Origin of the sequence: uncultured Parabacteroides sp. (genome assembly GCF_905196875.1) — a bacterium.
Classification (GTDB): Bacteria; Bacteroidota; Bacteroidia; order Bacteroidales; family Tannerellaceae; genus Parabacteroides.
In genome coordinates, this window is sequence record NZ_CAJJWO010000040.1 from 1 (window position 1) to 15,545 (window position 15,545).

The window sequence follows — 15,545 nt, forward strand, 5'->3', positions numbered from 1 at the left end:
ATGTATGCGAGCTTGCTGTCTGCAAACTCATGTGTCATGACCGCTTTCAGTTCATCCTCCGTCAGATATTCCCGTTCTTTCACATTGGGGCTGATATGAAACTGGATGAAAGGATTGCGCGGTATCAACCCGTTATAATGCGCTTTCATGACCACGCCTTTCAGCCACATACAGTTTGCCCATATCGAACCGTTCCGCAATCCGGCTTCAGTCGAGAGGTATGCGGCGAACTCCTTGATGAAATCGGGAGTAAGTTCCAACATGGACATATCGCTGCGTCTGTAAAACGACTTGATAAAGGCGGCTACATGGTTTCTTGCCCGTACACGTGCCCGATAGGTAGCCATTACCCTGTCTTTGCCTACCCGTTTCTTGAACACTTCGTTCTCACGGTCGAATGCTTTTAGCAGCGTCTCATACTCGCTGCCGATTCCCTGATAGGCGTTGCGCACCATCTCAGCCGTAACAAATGCCTCGCGGTCTGAAATGCGCTGGTAATGTTTGATGATTTGCGCCTTGATGTTGTCAAGGGCAAGGTTGATGTCTCGTGCCTCGCGGCTCTTGCCTTTCGCCTTGTTTCCTTTCACGTCCCAAAGCGTTTTCGGGATGTTCTGCTTACAACTGAACTGCGCCACAGTCCCGTTGATTGTCACTCGTCCCATGATGGGGACAATACCGTTTTTCTCCTTGCTGCCGTTCACGTAGAACAGAACCTTGAATGTGCTTCTTGCCATACTCGTTTTTTGTTTGCAAAGTTATTACTCAACGAGTTAGACCTTGATATGCCAACCTGTGCCACAAGCTGCCAAATACAACACGGTGTGTTAAAAATCACCATTCGGCGGGTAATGATTTGGAGACCGTTCTTCTTCATAAATCCGCTTTCCTTTACGTTACCTCGATTTTTCGCCTGTCCTCATTTGTCTTCGCAAACGCCTTATTGACAGGCATTACGAAGACATTTGTCCCTTTTTATTCGTCTTTTCCAGAGATTTTTAGTATCTTTGCCGACCTAAAATTAAAAGAGATGTATAAGAAAATCGGTTTTCTGGTAAGCCTATGGATACTTGTTCTCACTGCTTGCACAAACCAGAAACAATATTTTGAAGAGAGCGGCTCCGTATTTCATACAATCTACCATGTCAAATATGAAGCATCCGAACTGCTGACTGACAAGATTGACGCTGAATTTCAGAAGTTTAATCTTTCATTGAACCCGTTCAACCCGAACTCTATCATATCCAAAGTGAATCAGAACGCCCCTGTTGAAGCCGACGACTGGTTTATTGAGGTATTCAATAAAGCGAAGGAAGTTTCAGATCATTCCGAAGGCGTCTTCGACATTACATGTGCTCCGCTGGTAAACCTTTGGGGATTTGGCTTCAGCAAAATGGACAGCGTCACCCCACAGATGATCGACAGCATCAAACAGTTTGTCGGTTACCGGAAAGTAAAACTGGACGGACGAAAAGTAGTGAAGGAAGACCCCCGCATTTTACTGAATTGTTCAGCCATTGCAAAAGGATATGCGAGCGACATAATAGCCCGCCTGCTTGAACGCGAAGGCGTTAAGAACTACATGGTCGAGATTGGCGGCGAAGTCACGATGAAAGGTGTCAACCAGAATGGAAACTGCTGGCGCATCGGTATTAACAAACCGGAAGACGATTCCACCGGAATAAGAAACGATATAGAAGAGGTTGTCCAGCTATGTAAAAAAGGTGGAGTAGCCACTTCAGGCAATTATCGGAATTATTACGTAAAAGACGGAAAAAAATATGCACATACGATCGATCCGCGTACAGGATACCCGTCTGAACAGAATATCTTAAGCGCAACTATTGTTGCAGATGACTGTATCACTGCCGATGCCTACGCAACGGCCTTCATGGCAATGGGGCTTGAAAAAGCACGTCAGGCAGCCAAAAACATCCCTGATATTGAATATTATGTAATCTACTCCGATGAAAATGGTAAACATCAGATAGAATACTCTGAAGGCATGCTCCAATATCTACCCAACAGGCAGTCTGAAGCAATACTGAATGAGTAATATTTTTTTATGAAGAATTTTTTTAATCAGTTTGAATGTAAAGAAGTTAGAGCAGGTGAAACAGCATACGACACAGAGTCGATCGGCAATGTCTTACTTTTTGTTACCTCCGGAACACTTCTTATCGACTCTCAAACATCAACTTCGGCCATAGAACTAAATGAAGGGTATTTTGTTTTGCTGCCCGCAGAACAACGTTATATCATAACGGCCGTTACCGATGCACAAACAGTATTAATGTATGCAGGAAGTTTATCTGCCATGATCACGGAAGATCCGGAATGGGACCCGGAAAGACCGGTCATCCTCCCGACATTCCCCTCATTGGCAAAAACGATCTACCTGCTCGAATCCTATCAGAAAGAGGCTAAGGCAAAGCTGAATTAAAAGCTTTTGATCAGGAATGACGGATTTATCCGTAAATAAACTCCGGCAGAAAAACTCGTCGCACTACCGGACTTACTGATTCCGTCAACTCCTTGTTCATACATGTTAACAGGAAGATGCTGGTATATATCGACATCTACTCCCATAGAAAAACCTTTTCCAAAACTCCGGGAGTATTCAAATCCCAGATAGAACATATTCTGTCCGTCAAACGTAACACCTTCCGTGGATGTTGAAACAGCTCCATAGAAAGGGCTACCGAACATCGATATGAACTTATTGCTATTCCAATAGGATGTTTTCACACGGAAATCATAAATATCGGCCGAGGCGCGAACATAAAAGCCGGTCCCGCTATCATAAGGCCATAATTCACCGGCTTGCTGGTAATAACCGGTTACGTCAAATTCCAGATTGACATTCTTAAATATTGGATTTCCTGTATTCCATACGGCACCGGCACCAACCGCACCGTTCATCAAAGTCTGAACCGAATTAGTGTAAATCGTATCTATCTCTCCTCCCCGGTGTTGGGCAAGACCTTGCAGGGGTACATAGAAATGAAAACGTGATTCCGGATTGTTCAACTTGTACCGCGCAGACAAACCGACCGTAAACGCTTCCTGATGAGTATCCCCATGAAAGATAAAACTCTCCCAGTTCACCCACACATCGAGATCGAACCGGCGGGAATCGTATAATAATTGCAGGCCGGCTTCAGGGTCGGCTGTCAGGTTCAGCTCGGGATTATATAACGGTTCGATCAGATTGTGATTCGCCCCTCCGTAAATATCTCCCAATACTATATTTACATGATCCGACAAGGCCATCTGTGCACGAAAGAAAGGAAGTACATGGAATCCGTGCTGAAACTGGTTACCTTTCCAGGATGCAATATCCTGATAAGCCAGGCTGGGATATTTAGTCGCACCCCAATAACGCAACATATGAGCACCCACTTCGAGCTTGATGTTACTTAGCGGATAGAAAGTCACTTTCGGCTGAACCCAAAGTCCCGGCAGAGAATATCCCTTCATAATAGAACCCGTATATTCATTGTCTTTGAAAAAACTTATATTATCGAGCTCCACGGATAGTTGCCCCTTCTTATCCGGATCGATCCTGTGATCCGATTTGAATACACGTTCAGGAATCTGTGCTGCAACGGTTTGTATAGCCAGCAAACCGGCAAGCACGAAAGAAACACCTATTATTTTCATTTGTTTTCTTAATTTGCAGCAAACGTAAGAAATTATCGGCATAAATAAAAAGGGATACGGAAGTTTTACCTACCGCATCCCTTTTAATATTTTATTTGCTAAAGCTAACTCAACGTCTCGGAGTCGCTTCTTTAACAACCATCTGACGACCTTCGTATTCAGCACCGTCTAATTCTTTGATTGCATTTCTTGCTTCGCTTTCATTTGTAAACTCAGCGAATGCAAAACCTTTCGATCTGTTAGTGTCGCGATCAATGATTAACTTTACTGATTCTACAACTCCATACTCTTCCAGAACCTGCTGTAAGTCAGATTCTCTAACCCGGTAGTTCAGGTTACCAATGTAAATATTCATACAAAAATGATATAAAATAATTAATAAAAAAACTGTAACAAATAAGCTTGGAAAGGTCGATTACTACAAAATAAATTCATTTTTGAATATTACATCGGAGATAAAAGAACTATTTCTGAAAACTATGTTGTTCACATGGGACAAAGAAAAGTATTTTTATTTGATAAATCATCATGATCACGAATTTATTTGTCAAGTAAAATGTATTTTATAATTTTGTAACACATAAAACGGACTTGTAAAGCATAGCACTTTTAAATCGTTATCCGGACAAGTTAATGGAAATTATAGTATTTTTGACCAATTATATCGCATATTTATCCTTTTTAATTCAAATTAGAAGGCCTAAATTTGCACAATTATTTTTGAACTTAAATTGACATGGAAAAAATCGAAGTAAAAGAAGCCAAAGGAAAACTTGGTATTCTCGTTGTGGGTGTAGGTGGTGCAGTTTCTACCACCATGATTACAGGTACACTGGCAGCTCGTAAAGGGGCAGCCAAACCAATCGGATCGATCGCAGAAATGGCGACAATGCGTTTGGAAAATGGAGAAGAGAAGGCAATTAAAGACATTGTACCCTTGGCGGATCTGAACGATATTGTATTCGGCGGATGGGATATATTCGCAGACAATGCTTATGAAGCCGCCATGTATGCAGAAGTTTTAAAGGAAAAAGACCTGAACAAGGTGAAAGACGAACTGGAGGCTATTAAGCCGATGCCGGCAGCCTTCGATCACAACTGGGCCAAACGCTTAAACGGAACGCATATTAAACAAGCTGCTACTCGTTGGGATATGGTAGAGCAGATTCGCCAGGACATTCGTGATTTCAAAGCCGCCAACAACTGCGAACGTATCGCTGTATTATGGGCAGCAAGTACAGAAATCTATATCCCTCTTTCAGAAGAACATATGTCGCTTGCCGCATTGGAAAAAGCCATGAAGGAAAACAATACGGAGGCCATTTCTCCCAGTATGTGTTATGCTTATGCAGCCATTGCAGAAGGTGCTCCGTTCATCATGGGTGCTCCTAACCTGTGCGTAGACACGCCTGCTATGTGGGAATTCTCCAAACAGATGAATGTTCCTATCTCCGGCAAAGACTTCAAGAGCGGACAGACACTGATGAAGACAGTACTGGCCCCGATGTTCAAAACACGTATGCTGGGTGTCAGTGGTTGGTTCTCTACCAATATCTTAGGAAATCGCGACGGCGAAGTATTGGACGACCCTGCAAACTTCAAGACGAAAGAAGTCAGCAAACTGTCGGTAATCGATAACATTTTCGAACCCGAGAAATATCCGGATCTTTATGGCGATGTATATCATAAGGTACGTATCAACTACTACCCGCCACGTAAAGACAACAAAGAGGCATGGGACAACATCGACATCTTCGGATGGATGGGATACCCGATGGAAATCAAGGTAAACTTCCTTTGCCGCGACTCTATCCTTGCTGCTCCTATCGCACTCGACCTTGTATTATTCAGCGACCTTGCTATGCGTGCCGGTATGTCCGGTATCCAAACCTGGTTGTCATTCTTCTGCAAGAGCCCGATGCACGACTTCGAACACCAGCCTGTTCATGACCTGTTCCAGCAATGGAGAATGGTTAAACAGACATTGCGTAACATGATCGGCGAAAAAGAGCCCAGCTATCTGGATTGATAAAACACATACAGAGATAAAGATTTCTTCTTTCCGTGAAAAGCCCGCCTTCTCACAGAAAGAAGAAATTCTTTTCATATATTACTCTTTTTAATTCAAACAGATTCTATAACAATATGGATTATGCAATCATTGCAGCAGGCGAGGGTTCCCGATTGGTGCAAGAAGGTATTAAATGGCCCAAACCTTTAGTGCAACTAAATGGTATCACTCTTATAGACCGTCTGATCGATGTCTTCCTGAAAAACGACGCGTCATCTATCAGTATTATTGTAAACGAAGAAATGACAGAGGTACAGGAACACCTGCAGAGGATGGAACTTCCGGTTCCTTTCCGGCTGCTGGTCAAGTCGACTCCCAGTTCGATGCATAGTTTCTATGAACTGAGCCATCACCTGGACAGCGACAATATCTGCCTGACAACTGTCGATACGATTTTTAAGGAAGACGAATTCAGTGGATACATCGATGAATTCCTGAAAGAAAAACAATTGGACGGACTGATGGCCGTAACCGATTTTATAGATGATGAAAAACCCCTATATGTAGATACAGACAAGGATTTAATGATCCGCGGCTTTTTAGACAAACAGGGAGAACCCGCATGTTCTTACATATCCGGTGGTATCTACTGCCTGAGACGTTCCGGGCTAAAGGTTTTGAATAAAGCCATCGAACAGGGAATGTCGCGCATGCGTAATTATCAACGCCAGCTTATTGCTGAAGGCTTACAGCTAAAAGCCTATCCTTTCAGTAAAATAATCGACGTCGACCATGCCGGAGATATCCAAAAAGCCGAAGAGTTTTTAAAACAGTAAACAATGAGTAAACTAACAATAGCAGGCATCCGCAGGGAAAATCAATTCTCCCCCAATCATATCGGAAACGATGCCGCCATCTTTTCCCTGACCGCTCAATATTTGCGCGATTTGGGGTGTGAAGTAAACGAATACATTGAATCAGACCTGATTGTCCGAAATTTTGAAGAGACTGCGATCTTCAACATGGTCAGAAACTGGACATCCATCCATAAGCTTCAGCAAATGGAGGATCAGGGATATATCGTTATCAACTCCGGTTATGGCATTGAAAACTGTACGCGCGAGAAAATGACACGCCTGTTAATGTCGAACAATATCTCACATCCAGCCAGCCTGATCCTTCGCACGGATGAAGATCCGACTGCCGCACTCGAAGAGGCAGGCTTCTATACAAGTTGGATCAAACGCGGCGACTTCCATGCCATCCACAGGGAAGACGTTACGTATGTCAGAAACCCGGAGGAGGCCAAAACGATACTGAAAGAATACGCTATCCGCGGCATTAAAACGGCGGTTATCAACGAACACCTGGTAGGCGACCTGGTTAAGTTTTACGGTGTAACCGGTACTGATTTCTTTTACTGGTTCTATCCCTCTAACCAGCATCACAGCAAATTCGGTTTAGAGCAAATAAACGGAACGGCTAAAGGCATTCCGTTTGACGATTCAAAGCTGCAACAGCTTTGTAGCCAGGCCGCCGAAGTATTAAATATACATGTTTACGGTGGCGACTGCATTGTATCCGAAGACGGTTCGACCCGGTTGATCGACTTCAACGACTGGCCCAGCTTTGCCCCTTGCCGGGACGAAGCCGCTCCCCAGATAGCCCGCCGCATCTACAATTTAATCAACAAATAATGGAAGAAACAAAAAAGAAACCCGATATAGAATCGACTCTCAAATCTCTGGACACGGAAGAGTTTATCGACATTCATTTCTATCGTCCGATAGGTTATCGCTGGGCTTTGTTCTTCAATAAACTGGGAGTATCGCCCAATGCCATTACCGTCGCAAGTATATTCATAGGGATTGCAGCAGGTATCTGTTTCTACTTCCAGGACTTGACAATCAATATAATCGGTATGCTACTGCTTATCTGGGCAAACTCCTACGACAGTGCAGACGGACAGTTGGCCCGTATGACCGGAAAGAAAACGCCTCTGGGACGCATACTCGACGGTACTGCCGGCGACTGCTGGTTCATAGCTATCTATGCGGCAATCTGTCTTCGCCTCACACCCGAATGGGGTATCTGGATATGGATATTGGCCGCCATCACCGGATTCTTCCACAGTAAACAGGCCGCTATGGCCGACTATTACCGGAACATCCACCTCCTGTTCCTGAAGGGAAAGGCCGGAAGCGAATTATCCCACTCCCCTGCCCTGAAAGAGAAATACAAGACAATGAGTTGGAAAAAGGATTTCATCTACAAACTATTCGAAACATTCTATATCAACTACACTGTCGGCCAGGAAGCCTTAACACCGAAGTTTCAGAAGATGATGGATATCATCCGCAGCAAATATCATGACGAAGCTCCGGAGTGGTTCCGCAAAGCATTCCGGGAAAAGAGCCTCCCGATGATGAAATACACGAATATGTTGTCGTTCAACACACGTGTCATCGCTTTGTTCATCAGTATTTTTATTGATATGCCGTGGCTGTATTTCGTATTTGAAATGACTGTATTAAATACGATGTTGATATATATGATATACACGCACGAACATTTCTGTGCAGAATTTACCAAAGAACTTAAATCAAAATCATAAGATAATATGTTAGAATCAGATAAGATAAAAGGGATCATATTCGATTACGGCGGTACTATCGACAGCAACGGTATGCATTGGGCCGAAGTGATCTGGAAAGCTTACCAGGCGGAAGAAGTACCGGTAAGTAAAGAAACCTTCCGTAAAGCTTATGTGCATGGAGAACGGACACTAGGTAAAAATCCGATCGTGCAACCGCATCACACCTTCCTCGACATGTTGCGCCTGAAAACCGACCTGCAAATCGAATGGCTCAAAGCGGGTGATTTCCTCCCGGAAGAATATGCCACCCCGGGACTGAAACAACGCCTGGCAGACTGGTGCTATGCGTATGCACGAAGATCGATCGATTCAGCCCGTCCCATACTCGCCGCCTTATCTAAAAAATATCCGCTGGTGCTGGTTTCTAACTTTTACGGGAATATCGAATCTGTATTGAAAGACTTCCACCTCAATATCTATTTTCAGTCGATCATCGAATCGGCAGTTGTCGGTATCCGTAAACCAGATCCCGCCATTTTCGGATTAGGCGTAAAAGAATTAGCACTCCCGGCGGAAGAGATCGTCGTAATCGGTGACTCCTACGATAAGGATATCATCCCTGCTACTTCCATCGGATGTAAAACGATCTGGTTGAAAAGTATCGGCTGGAACGAATATCAGGGAGACGAGACGGCAGATATCGTAATTTCAGATTTTACAGAACTGGAACAAATCTTTGACATATAGACTTTTTGACCACCAATAGTTCAATAGAGACCTTTTCCTAACATAAAAGTCGCCCTATCTTTGCCTGTAAAAAGATAGGGCTTTATTATGAGAAACAAATTCGCATTATTACTATTCGTCCTGCTCGCCGCCTGCGACCTGATAGACTATCACCCGTATGACGGGAGAATTCCGGACAAAGAAGACAAAGACATCAACGCTACCAATATCGCCAGGATTGAAAAAGCCTGTGCAGAAAAAGACACTATCCGTTTTGTTTTTACCGGTGATACACAACGCTGGTATGATGAAACAGAGGATTTCGTAAAACACGTCAACCAACTCGACTCGGTCGACTTTGTCATTCATGGCGGAGACCTGACCGACTTCGGTATCAAAAAAGAATATCTCCTGCAACATGAGATCCTGTCCCGATTAAAGATTCCTTATGTCGCCTTAATCGGTAATCACGATATCATCGGTAAAGGCGACCTGGTTTACGAAGCTTTATATGGTAGCGAAAACTTTTCTTTCCGGACAGGTGGAGGTCTCCGTTTCATCTGTTTGAATACCAATGCGCTTGAATATGACTATTCAACCCCTGTACCCAATTTTTCTTTTATTAAAAATCAATTAGAAAATACGGTAGAAAAAGATAAGCATACCGTCTTCGTCATGCATGTTCCACCGGGAAGCGATCAGTTCAACAATAATGTCGCGGATATCTTTCAGGAAAAGATCAAAGAGTTCCCCTCTCCCCTTTTCTGCCTGCATGCCCACGATCATAACTTTGTGGCACGCGACCTGTTCAACGACGGGATTATTTACTATTGCTGCGACAATATAGGAAAACGAACTTATCTTCTCTACACTATAACACCTGATGGCTATTCATATGAAATCATTAAATTCTAAATACCTCCTACTATTCTTATTCATATCCTACTCATTTAGTATCGATGCGCAAGACAGTATCCCTACCTCCACCTTATATGAAAGGCATGTGGAAAGATATACATCTTTATGGGAGAATCTGATCCCACGATATAGCAAAATACAATTTGCAGGCTCCATAGGTATGTTCTCTTTCGGATTAGGCTGGGATTATTATCGCCATCATTGGGAGACAGATCTGCTATTTGGGTTTGTACCAAAATCGACACGCAACCTGAGCCCGGAAAGTGCAAAAAAACGTCACGCTATGGCCACTTTTACTCTGAAACAAAATTATATACCCTGGAGGGTTCCTTTACACAAAAGCATTGATTTCGAGCCACTGACAACAGGCATGTATATCAGCACCCTACTCGACAGGGATTATTGGGTACACAGCCCCAATAAATACCCTGACGGATATTATTTTTTCCCGACACGGATACGTACCCATATTTTCCTGGGTGAACGTATCACCTTCAAATTCAACAATCCGGGAAGATGGCACAAATCCGTCACCTTGTTTTATGAACTCAGCACATGCGACCTGTATATTCTCAGTAAATTCGGAAACAAATACCTTAAACCGAAAGACTATCTGAGCCTGTCGTTCGGCCTGAAGTTCCAGATATTATAACGACCGATACTATACATTGGCCACTTTCAGAAAGTTCCGTTTAATATAGGATAAAGATTTAATATCCTATATTAAACGGAACTCTTACTTTAAATCATTAGAAAAACAGCCCTACTTATTGTCATATTTCATCTATAAATACATCTTTGCCTTTATATATATAAACGATCTTTTTATACCGCCCATAAATCGCAATAAACAACTAGATATCAAATAGATGGTTTGAAAATACATGACTAAAAAAAACGATCGTTTTTTTTAGTCACTGCAAAGGTATACATTTTATTCGTATATACAACAAACTAAAAAATCATTAATACATGATATTCATGTCCTAATAAACAATTATACAATTTGTTAAAAAGCACACAATAATGACTAAAAAAAACGATCGTTTAATTTAGTCATTCATTCGTCAGCTCACATCTGTGACTGACGAACATTGTCGTATTTTACAACTAGTATTAATGTAATGGCTTACCTACTTATAGCTATATCCTTACTTATATCAATAATTCTATCAGCGCTGATTATTCCACGTATTCTGGTAGTTGCCTTCCGAAAAAAATTATTCGATATACCTAATGAACGAAAAGTCCATAATGGAATAGTACCTCGCCTCGGAGGTATATCTTTTGTCCCCACTATCCTTTTTGCACTCTCTTTCACCACCGGTTTAAGATATCTTATCGGTTATGAAATCCCTGCAGAAAGACTCCATTTCATAATTCCTGAATTTTACTTCATGGCCTGTGGCCTCACGTTATTGTATTTATCAGGCATAAAAGACGACCTGGTAGGATTGCGTTATCGAAGCAAATTTGTCGTACAGATCATAGCCGCCTCTCTAATTCCTCTATCCGGTCTATGGATCAATAACCTGTATGGCCTTTTCGGTATCGACGAACTTACCCCCTGGCTAGGTATCCCCTTCACCATCTTATTAACTGTATTCATTGTTAACGCGATCAATCTGATCGATGGCATCGACGGATTGGCTTCAGGGCTAAGTAGCATATCGCTGTTAACACTCGGTTGTCTATACATTTATTATGACCAATGGATCTATGCAATACTTGCATTTTCCACCCTCGGCGTACTACTTCCTTTCTTTTATTATAATGTATTCGGAAAAGTAGATCGCTGTAAGAAGATATTTATGGGAGATACCGGTAGTTTGACATTAGGTTATATATTAGCCTTTTTAGCAATCTCCTACACCAACTATAACCCGGAAAGAGCCCCTTATTCAGAAGGTGCAATTATAGTTGCCTTTTCTACATTGATAATACCCATGTTTGATGTGATTCGGGTCGTATTAGTACGTGCTCGAAATCATAAGCCGTTATTTGAAGCTGATAGAAATCATTTACATCACAAATTTTTGGATATGGGATTCAATCCGCGCAGAACAATGGTTTTTATCTTGACGATGGCTCTAGTGTTTAGCTGTCTTAATATCATGCTGGTATCTGTTGTGGATAATAATATATTGCTTATAGCTGATATAATTATTTGGGTTAGATTGAATTTATGGTTTGATAGGATTAGAGATGGAAAGTTGAATAAATGTCAGAATTATTAAAAGGTAAAGTAGCTAACAGTGTGATGTGGAGTGCTGTTGAACGTTTCTCCGTCCAAGGTATTCAGTTCATACTTACCATTATCATCGCCCGACTTGTATCCCCTTCCGATTATGGTTTGATAGCCATGCTCGGGATATTTCTTGCTATTGCTCAAACTTTTATTGATAGTGGTTTTTCCAATGCATTGATACAGAAACAAGACAGGACGGAAACTGATTTCTCAACAGTATTCTATTTCAATATCGTTGTGGGAGTGGTGGTCTATGTATTATTATATCTTTGTTCCCCATTCCTAGCAAATTTTTACAACGAGCCTAAATTGGATTTGGTTACTAAAGTTGTTGGTTCAAATCTGATTATTAACTCCTTTTCTGTTGTTCAAAGAGCCAAACTCACCATTGCCTTAAATTTCAAGTTACAAGCTGTTGCCTCTTTGATTGCCGTTATGGTTAGTGGAGCAGTCGGAGTATATATGGCTTATGTAGGTTATGGGGTTTGGGCGATTGCTTTTCAGGCTCTGTTGAATAACCTTCTGAATACTTTGTTGTTGTGGATTATAGCCAAATGGATACCGAAAATCTGTTTCTCTTGGGAATCGTTTAAAGGATTGTTCGGATTTGGATCGAAATTGCTTATTGCTGATTTGTTAAATACAATCTATTTAAATCTATATTCTCTTGTCATAGGTAAACGTTTTTCTGCCACAACATTAGGATATTATAATAGAACTTCTACCATTGCACAATTTCCTTCTATTAATATTTCAAGCATAGTAAACAGGGCTTTGTTCCCTATTTTATGCGAAGTACAAAACGATGATGAGAAATTATTAGATGCTTATAAAAAAGCTATATGCATAACAGCATATTGTATTTTTCCTTTAATGACGACCATATTATGTATAGCTAAACCTTTTATCCTTGTTGTTTTAGGAGAAAAATGGCTTCCAAGTAGTGAATTGCTTCAAATCTTATGCTTAGCCTATTTCTTGACTCCGATAATGATTTTAATGCTTCAAGTTCTAAATGTAAAAGGTAGAAGTGATTATTCTTTAAAAGCCGAATTTTATAAAAAAGGGAGTTCTATTACTTTACTATTTATTACGATGCCTTTTGGAGTTAAAATAATGTGTTGGGGACTTGTGATTTATGCTGTTTGTGATTTTTTAATTATGTCCCATTTCCTAATGAAAGTACTGACTAATATGACAATAAAAGAACATTGTTACATTATTTTTCCCATAGGACTGCTATGTATCTTCATGAGTGGAATAATACTTTTTGTTACATCAGTTCTAATAAATCCACTAATACAAGTATTAATAGGGAGTTTAACAGCTTTTACATCTTACTTATGTATGTCTTATTTATTCAAAATAAAAGGATTATCATTACTAAAAAAAATTATACTAAAATAAAATTCTAATGAAAAATATATTATTTATAAACGAAAATGATATATCTCCACAAAGAGGTGGAATTGAAAGTATAACAACTACCCTTGTTCAAGAATTAATCAAAAAGAATAAATACAGATTTCATTTAGCTTATTATAAAGACATTGATGAAAGTTTCATTCGTCCTTTTTTTAACACAAGAACTAAACTATCAAGAAGAGAAGGCAGCAAGCAATTATCTGATCTTATATTAAAAAATAATATCAATACTATTATTATTCAGCAACTTCCCATGGCTGTAGAAATTTTGCAACGCGTCATTGATAAGGAGCGAAGACATATTGATGTAATTTATGTTCAACACGACTATTTAAGCAATAGCCTAATTAGAAGCATTAAAAATTATATGCTTTTTCTATTAAAAAATGGAAGCGGAATAGAAAGAGCCAAAGCTAGTGTGAAATTAGCATTATTCCCATTGTATAGTTTCTATATACAAAAATATTTGCGACATAAAATTGGAACAGCCTGCACTTATGCTGATAAAATAGTAATATTATCACAGCGTTTCCGTTTACCGGGACAGAAATATATTAGAAAAGAAAATATACATAAAGTCACAGCTATTGGAAATTGCTTGACTCTAAATTCTTGTCTACCATCCAGTAGTATATTAACGAAAAAGAAAGAAGTTTTGATAGTCAGCCGGCTTGATGAAAATCGAAAACGGCTTTTAGTAGCATTGAAGATATGGAGCATAATAGAGTCAACAAACACATTTAGTGATTGGCATTTATCTATTGTAGGTTGTGGGAGAGATGAAAATATTTATAAAAAGGAAGCTGAAAGATTAGGACTAACGCAATTGTCTTTTGAAGGTACACAACAATCAATAATAGAATACTATTCTAAAGCTTCAATATTTATGATGACTTCGGACATGGAAGGTTGGGGCTTAACATTAACGGAATCTTTGCAAATGGGAGTAATACCATTAGTGTTCGATAGCTTTGAAAGTGTACATGATATTATTGAAAATAATGTAAATGGTTTTATACTTCCAAATAATAACATAAATGTCTATGCAAAATGTTTAGAGAATCTTATGAAAGATGATTGTTTGAGAATATTGATGGCAAAAAAAGCAATTGAAAGTTCTCAAAAATTTTCTGTAGACAAAATAATTAATCAATGGAGTGATTTAATCGAAAAATAATATTTTATGAAAGCAGTAATTTTAGCAGGAGGATATGGTACTCGTTTGAGCGAAGCGACCAATTTAATACCTAAGCCTATGGTAGAAATAGGAGGGAAACCTATTCTTTGGCATATCATGAAAATATACAGCTATTACGGAGTCAATGAATTTATAATTTGCTGTGGTTATAAGCAATACGTAATAAAAGAATATTTTGCTAATTATTTCAGACACAATAGTGATATGATTGTTGATTTATCAAATAACAATATTGATATTTTAAGTAATCATTCGGAAAAATGGAAAGTGGCAATGATTGATACAGGTTTAGATACCATGACTGGAGGAAGAATTAAACGTGTTCAAAAATATATAGGAAATGAGACATTTTGTTTAACCTACGGTGATGGAGTAGCCGATGTGGATATTTCAAAATTGATTGAAGCACATAAGCAATCCGGTAAATATCTTTCTATGATGGCCTATCAACCAGGGGGACGTTTAGGAGTCTTGAACATTAATGAGGAAAATGGAATTGTTGAATCTTTTATTGAAAAGCCAACAGATACGGGAACTTGGATTAACGCTGGTTTCTTTGTTTGTGAGCCACAGATTTTTAATTATTTACAAGGTGACCATGAAATGTTTGAAAAAGAGCCGATCCAAAGAATATTGCTTGATAAACAATTGCACGCAATAAAACATGCGGGATTTTGGAAACCAATGGATACTCTTCGTGATAACATTGAATTTAATAAATTGTGGGATAATAACAAAGCTCCTTGGAAAGTCTGGGAATAAC

At 40.1% G+C, this 15,545-nt stretch carries 16 protein-coding genes; 13 read left to right on the plus strand and 3 right to left on the minus strand.

Features of this window, described 5'->3' with window-relative positions:
* The coding region (locus QZ076_RS13765) for a phage integrase SAM-like domain-containing protein (RefSeq protein ID WP_293713897.1) at positions 1-734 on the minus strand (734 nt) is incomplete at its 3' end.
* A gap of 293 nt (positions 735-1,027) precedes the next feature.
* On the opposite strand from QZ076_RS13765, the gene QZ076_RS13770 reads away from it, so the two are divergent.
* Together QZ076_RS13770 and QZ076_RS13775 are read left to right on the plus strand one after the other, a co-directional pair.
* The gene (locus QZ076_RS13770) at positions 1,028-2,053 is read left to right on the plus strand and encodes an FAD:protein FMN transferase (protein ID WP_293713899.1); all 1,026 of its coding nucleotides are present in this window, start codon (positions 1,028-1,030) and stop codon (positions 2,051-2,053) included.
* Positions 2,054-2,062: 9 nt separating this feature from the next.
* Entirely contained in the window at positions 2,063-2,440 is a 378-nt protein-coding gene (locus QZ076_RS13775; protein ID WP_293713901.1) for a hypothetical protein, read from the plus strand.
* On the opposite strand, the gene QZ076_RS13780 is transcribed toward QZ076_RS13775, so the two are convergent.
* Entirely contained in the window at positions 2,437-3,660 is a 1,224-nt protein-coding gene (locus QZ076_RS13780) for a hypothetical protein (RefSeq protein ID WP_293713903.1), read from the minus strand. The genes QZ076_RS13775 and QZ076_RS13780 overlap by 4 nt on opposite strands.
* Before the next feature lie 109 nt (positions 3,661-3,769).
* Positions 3,770-4,015 carry an RNA-binding protein gene (locus QZ076_RS13785; protein ID WP_028730423.1) on the minus strand — a complete coding sequence of 82 codons (246 nt, stop codon included), beginning with the start codon at positions 4,013-4,015 and terminating at the stop codon, positions 3,770-3,772.
* Between the two features lie 381 nt (positions 4,016-4,396).
* Here QZ076_RS13785 and QZ076_RS13790 point away from each other — a divergent pair, with 381 nt between their 5' ends.
* From QZ076_RS13790 to rfbF, 11 genes are all read left to right on the plus strand, one after another.
* A complete protein-coding gene (locus tag QZ076_RS13790; protein WP_293713905.1) occupies positions 4,397-5,689 on the plus strand; it encodes an inositol-3-phosphate synthase in 1,293 nt (430 codons plus the stop codon).
* A gap of 116 nt (positions 5,690-5,805) precedes the next feature.
* A complete protein-coding gene (locus tag QZ076_RS13795) occupies positions 5,806-6,507 on the plus strand; it encodes an NDP-sugar synthase (RefSeq protein WP_293713907.1) in 702 nt (233 codons plus the stop codon).
* A 3-nt stretch (positions 6,508-6,510) separates the two neighbouring features.
* Positions 6,511-7,368, plus strand: a complete 858-nt coding sequence (locus tag QZ076_RS13800; protein WP_293713909.1) for a hypothetical protein — start codon at positions 6,511-6,513, stop codon at positions 7,366-7,368.
* Complete coding sequence (locus QZ076_RS13805) at positions 7,368-8,285, plus strand: CDP-alcohol phosphatidyltransferase family protein (RefSeq protein WP_195375011.1); 918 nt, start codon at positions 7,368-7,370, stop codon at positions 8,283-8,285. Before QZ076_RS13800 ends, QZ076_RS13805 begins: the two co-directional genes overlap by 1 nt.
* 6 nt (positions 8,286-8,291) lie before the next feature.
* On the plus strand, positions 8,292-9,014 hold the full coding sequence (locus tag QZ076_RS13810; RefSeq protein WP_293713911.1) for an HAD family hydrolase: 723 nt from the start codon (positions 8,292-8,294) through the stop codon (positions 9,012-9,014).
* An 87-nt stretch (positions 9,015-9,101) separates the two neighbouring features.
* Positions 9,102-9,908 carry a metallophosphoesterase gene (locus tag QZ076_RS13815; protein ID WP_293713913.1) on the plus strand — a complete coding sequence of 269 codons (807 nt, stop codon included), beginning with the start codon at positions 9,102-9,104 and terminating at the stop codon, positions 9,906-9,908.
* Positions 9,877-10,563, plus strand: a complete 687-nt coding sequence (locus QZ076_RS13820; RefSeq protein WP_293713915.1) for a hypothetical protein — start codon at positions 9,877-9,879, stop codon at positions 10,561-10,563. Before QZ076_RS13815 ends, QZ076_RS13820 begins: the two co-directional genes overlap by 32 nt.
* 472 nt (positions 10,564-11,035) lie before the next feature.
* Positions 11,036-12,148, plus strand: coding sequence for an MraY family glycosyltransferase (locus QZ076_RS13825; protein WP_293713917.1), 1,113 nt, complete (start codon positions 11,036-11,038; stop codon positions 12,146-12,148).
* Positions 12,133-13,566 (plus strand): lipopolysaccharide biosynthesis protein, encoded by a 1,434-nt coding sequence (locus tag QZ076_RS13830; RefSeq protein WP_293713919.1) that lies wholly within the window; start codon positions 12,133-12,135, stop codon positions 13,564-13,566. Before QZ076_RS13825 ends, QZ076_RS13830 begins: the two co-directional genes overlap by 16 nt.
* A gap of 7 nt (positions 13,567-13,573) precedes the next feature.
* Positions 13,574-14,761, plus strand: a complete 1,188-nt coding sequence (locus QZ076_RS13835; protein ID WP_293713921.1) for a glycosyltransferase — start codon at positions 13,574-13,576, stop codon at positions 14,759-14,761.
* A 6-nt stretch (positions 14,762-14,767) separates the two neighbouring features.
* Entirely contained in the window at positions 14,768-15,544 is a 777-nt protein-coding gene (gene rfbF, locus QZ076_RS13840; protein ID WP_293713923.1) for a glucose-1-phosphate cytidylyltransferase, read from the plus strand.
* The last annotated feature ends 1 nt before the right edge of the window (position 15,545 follow it).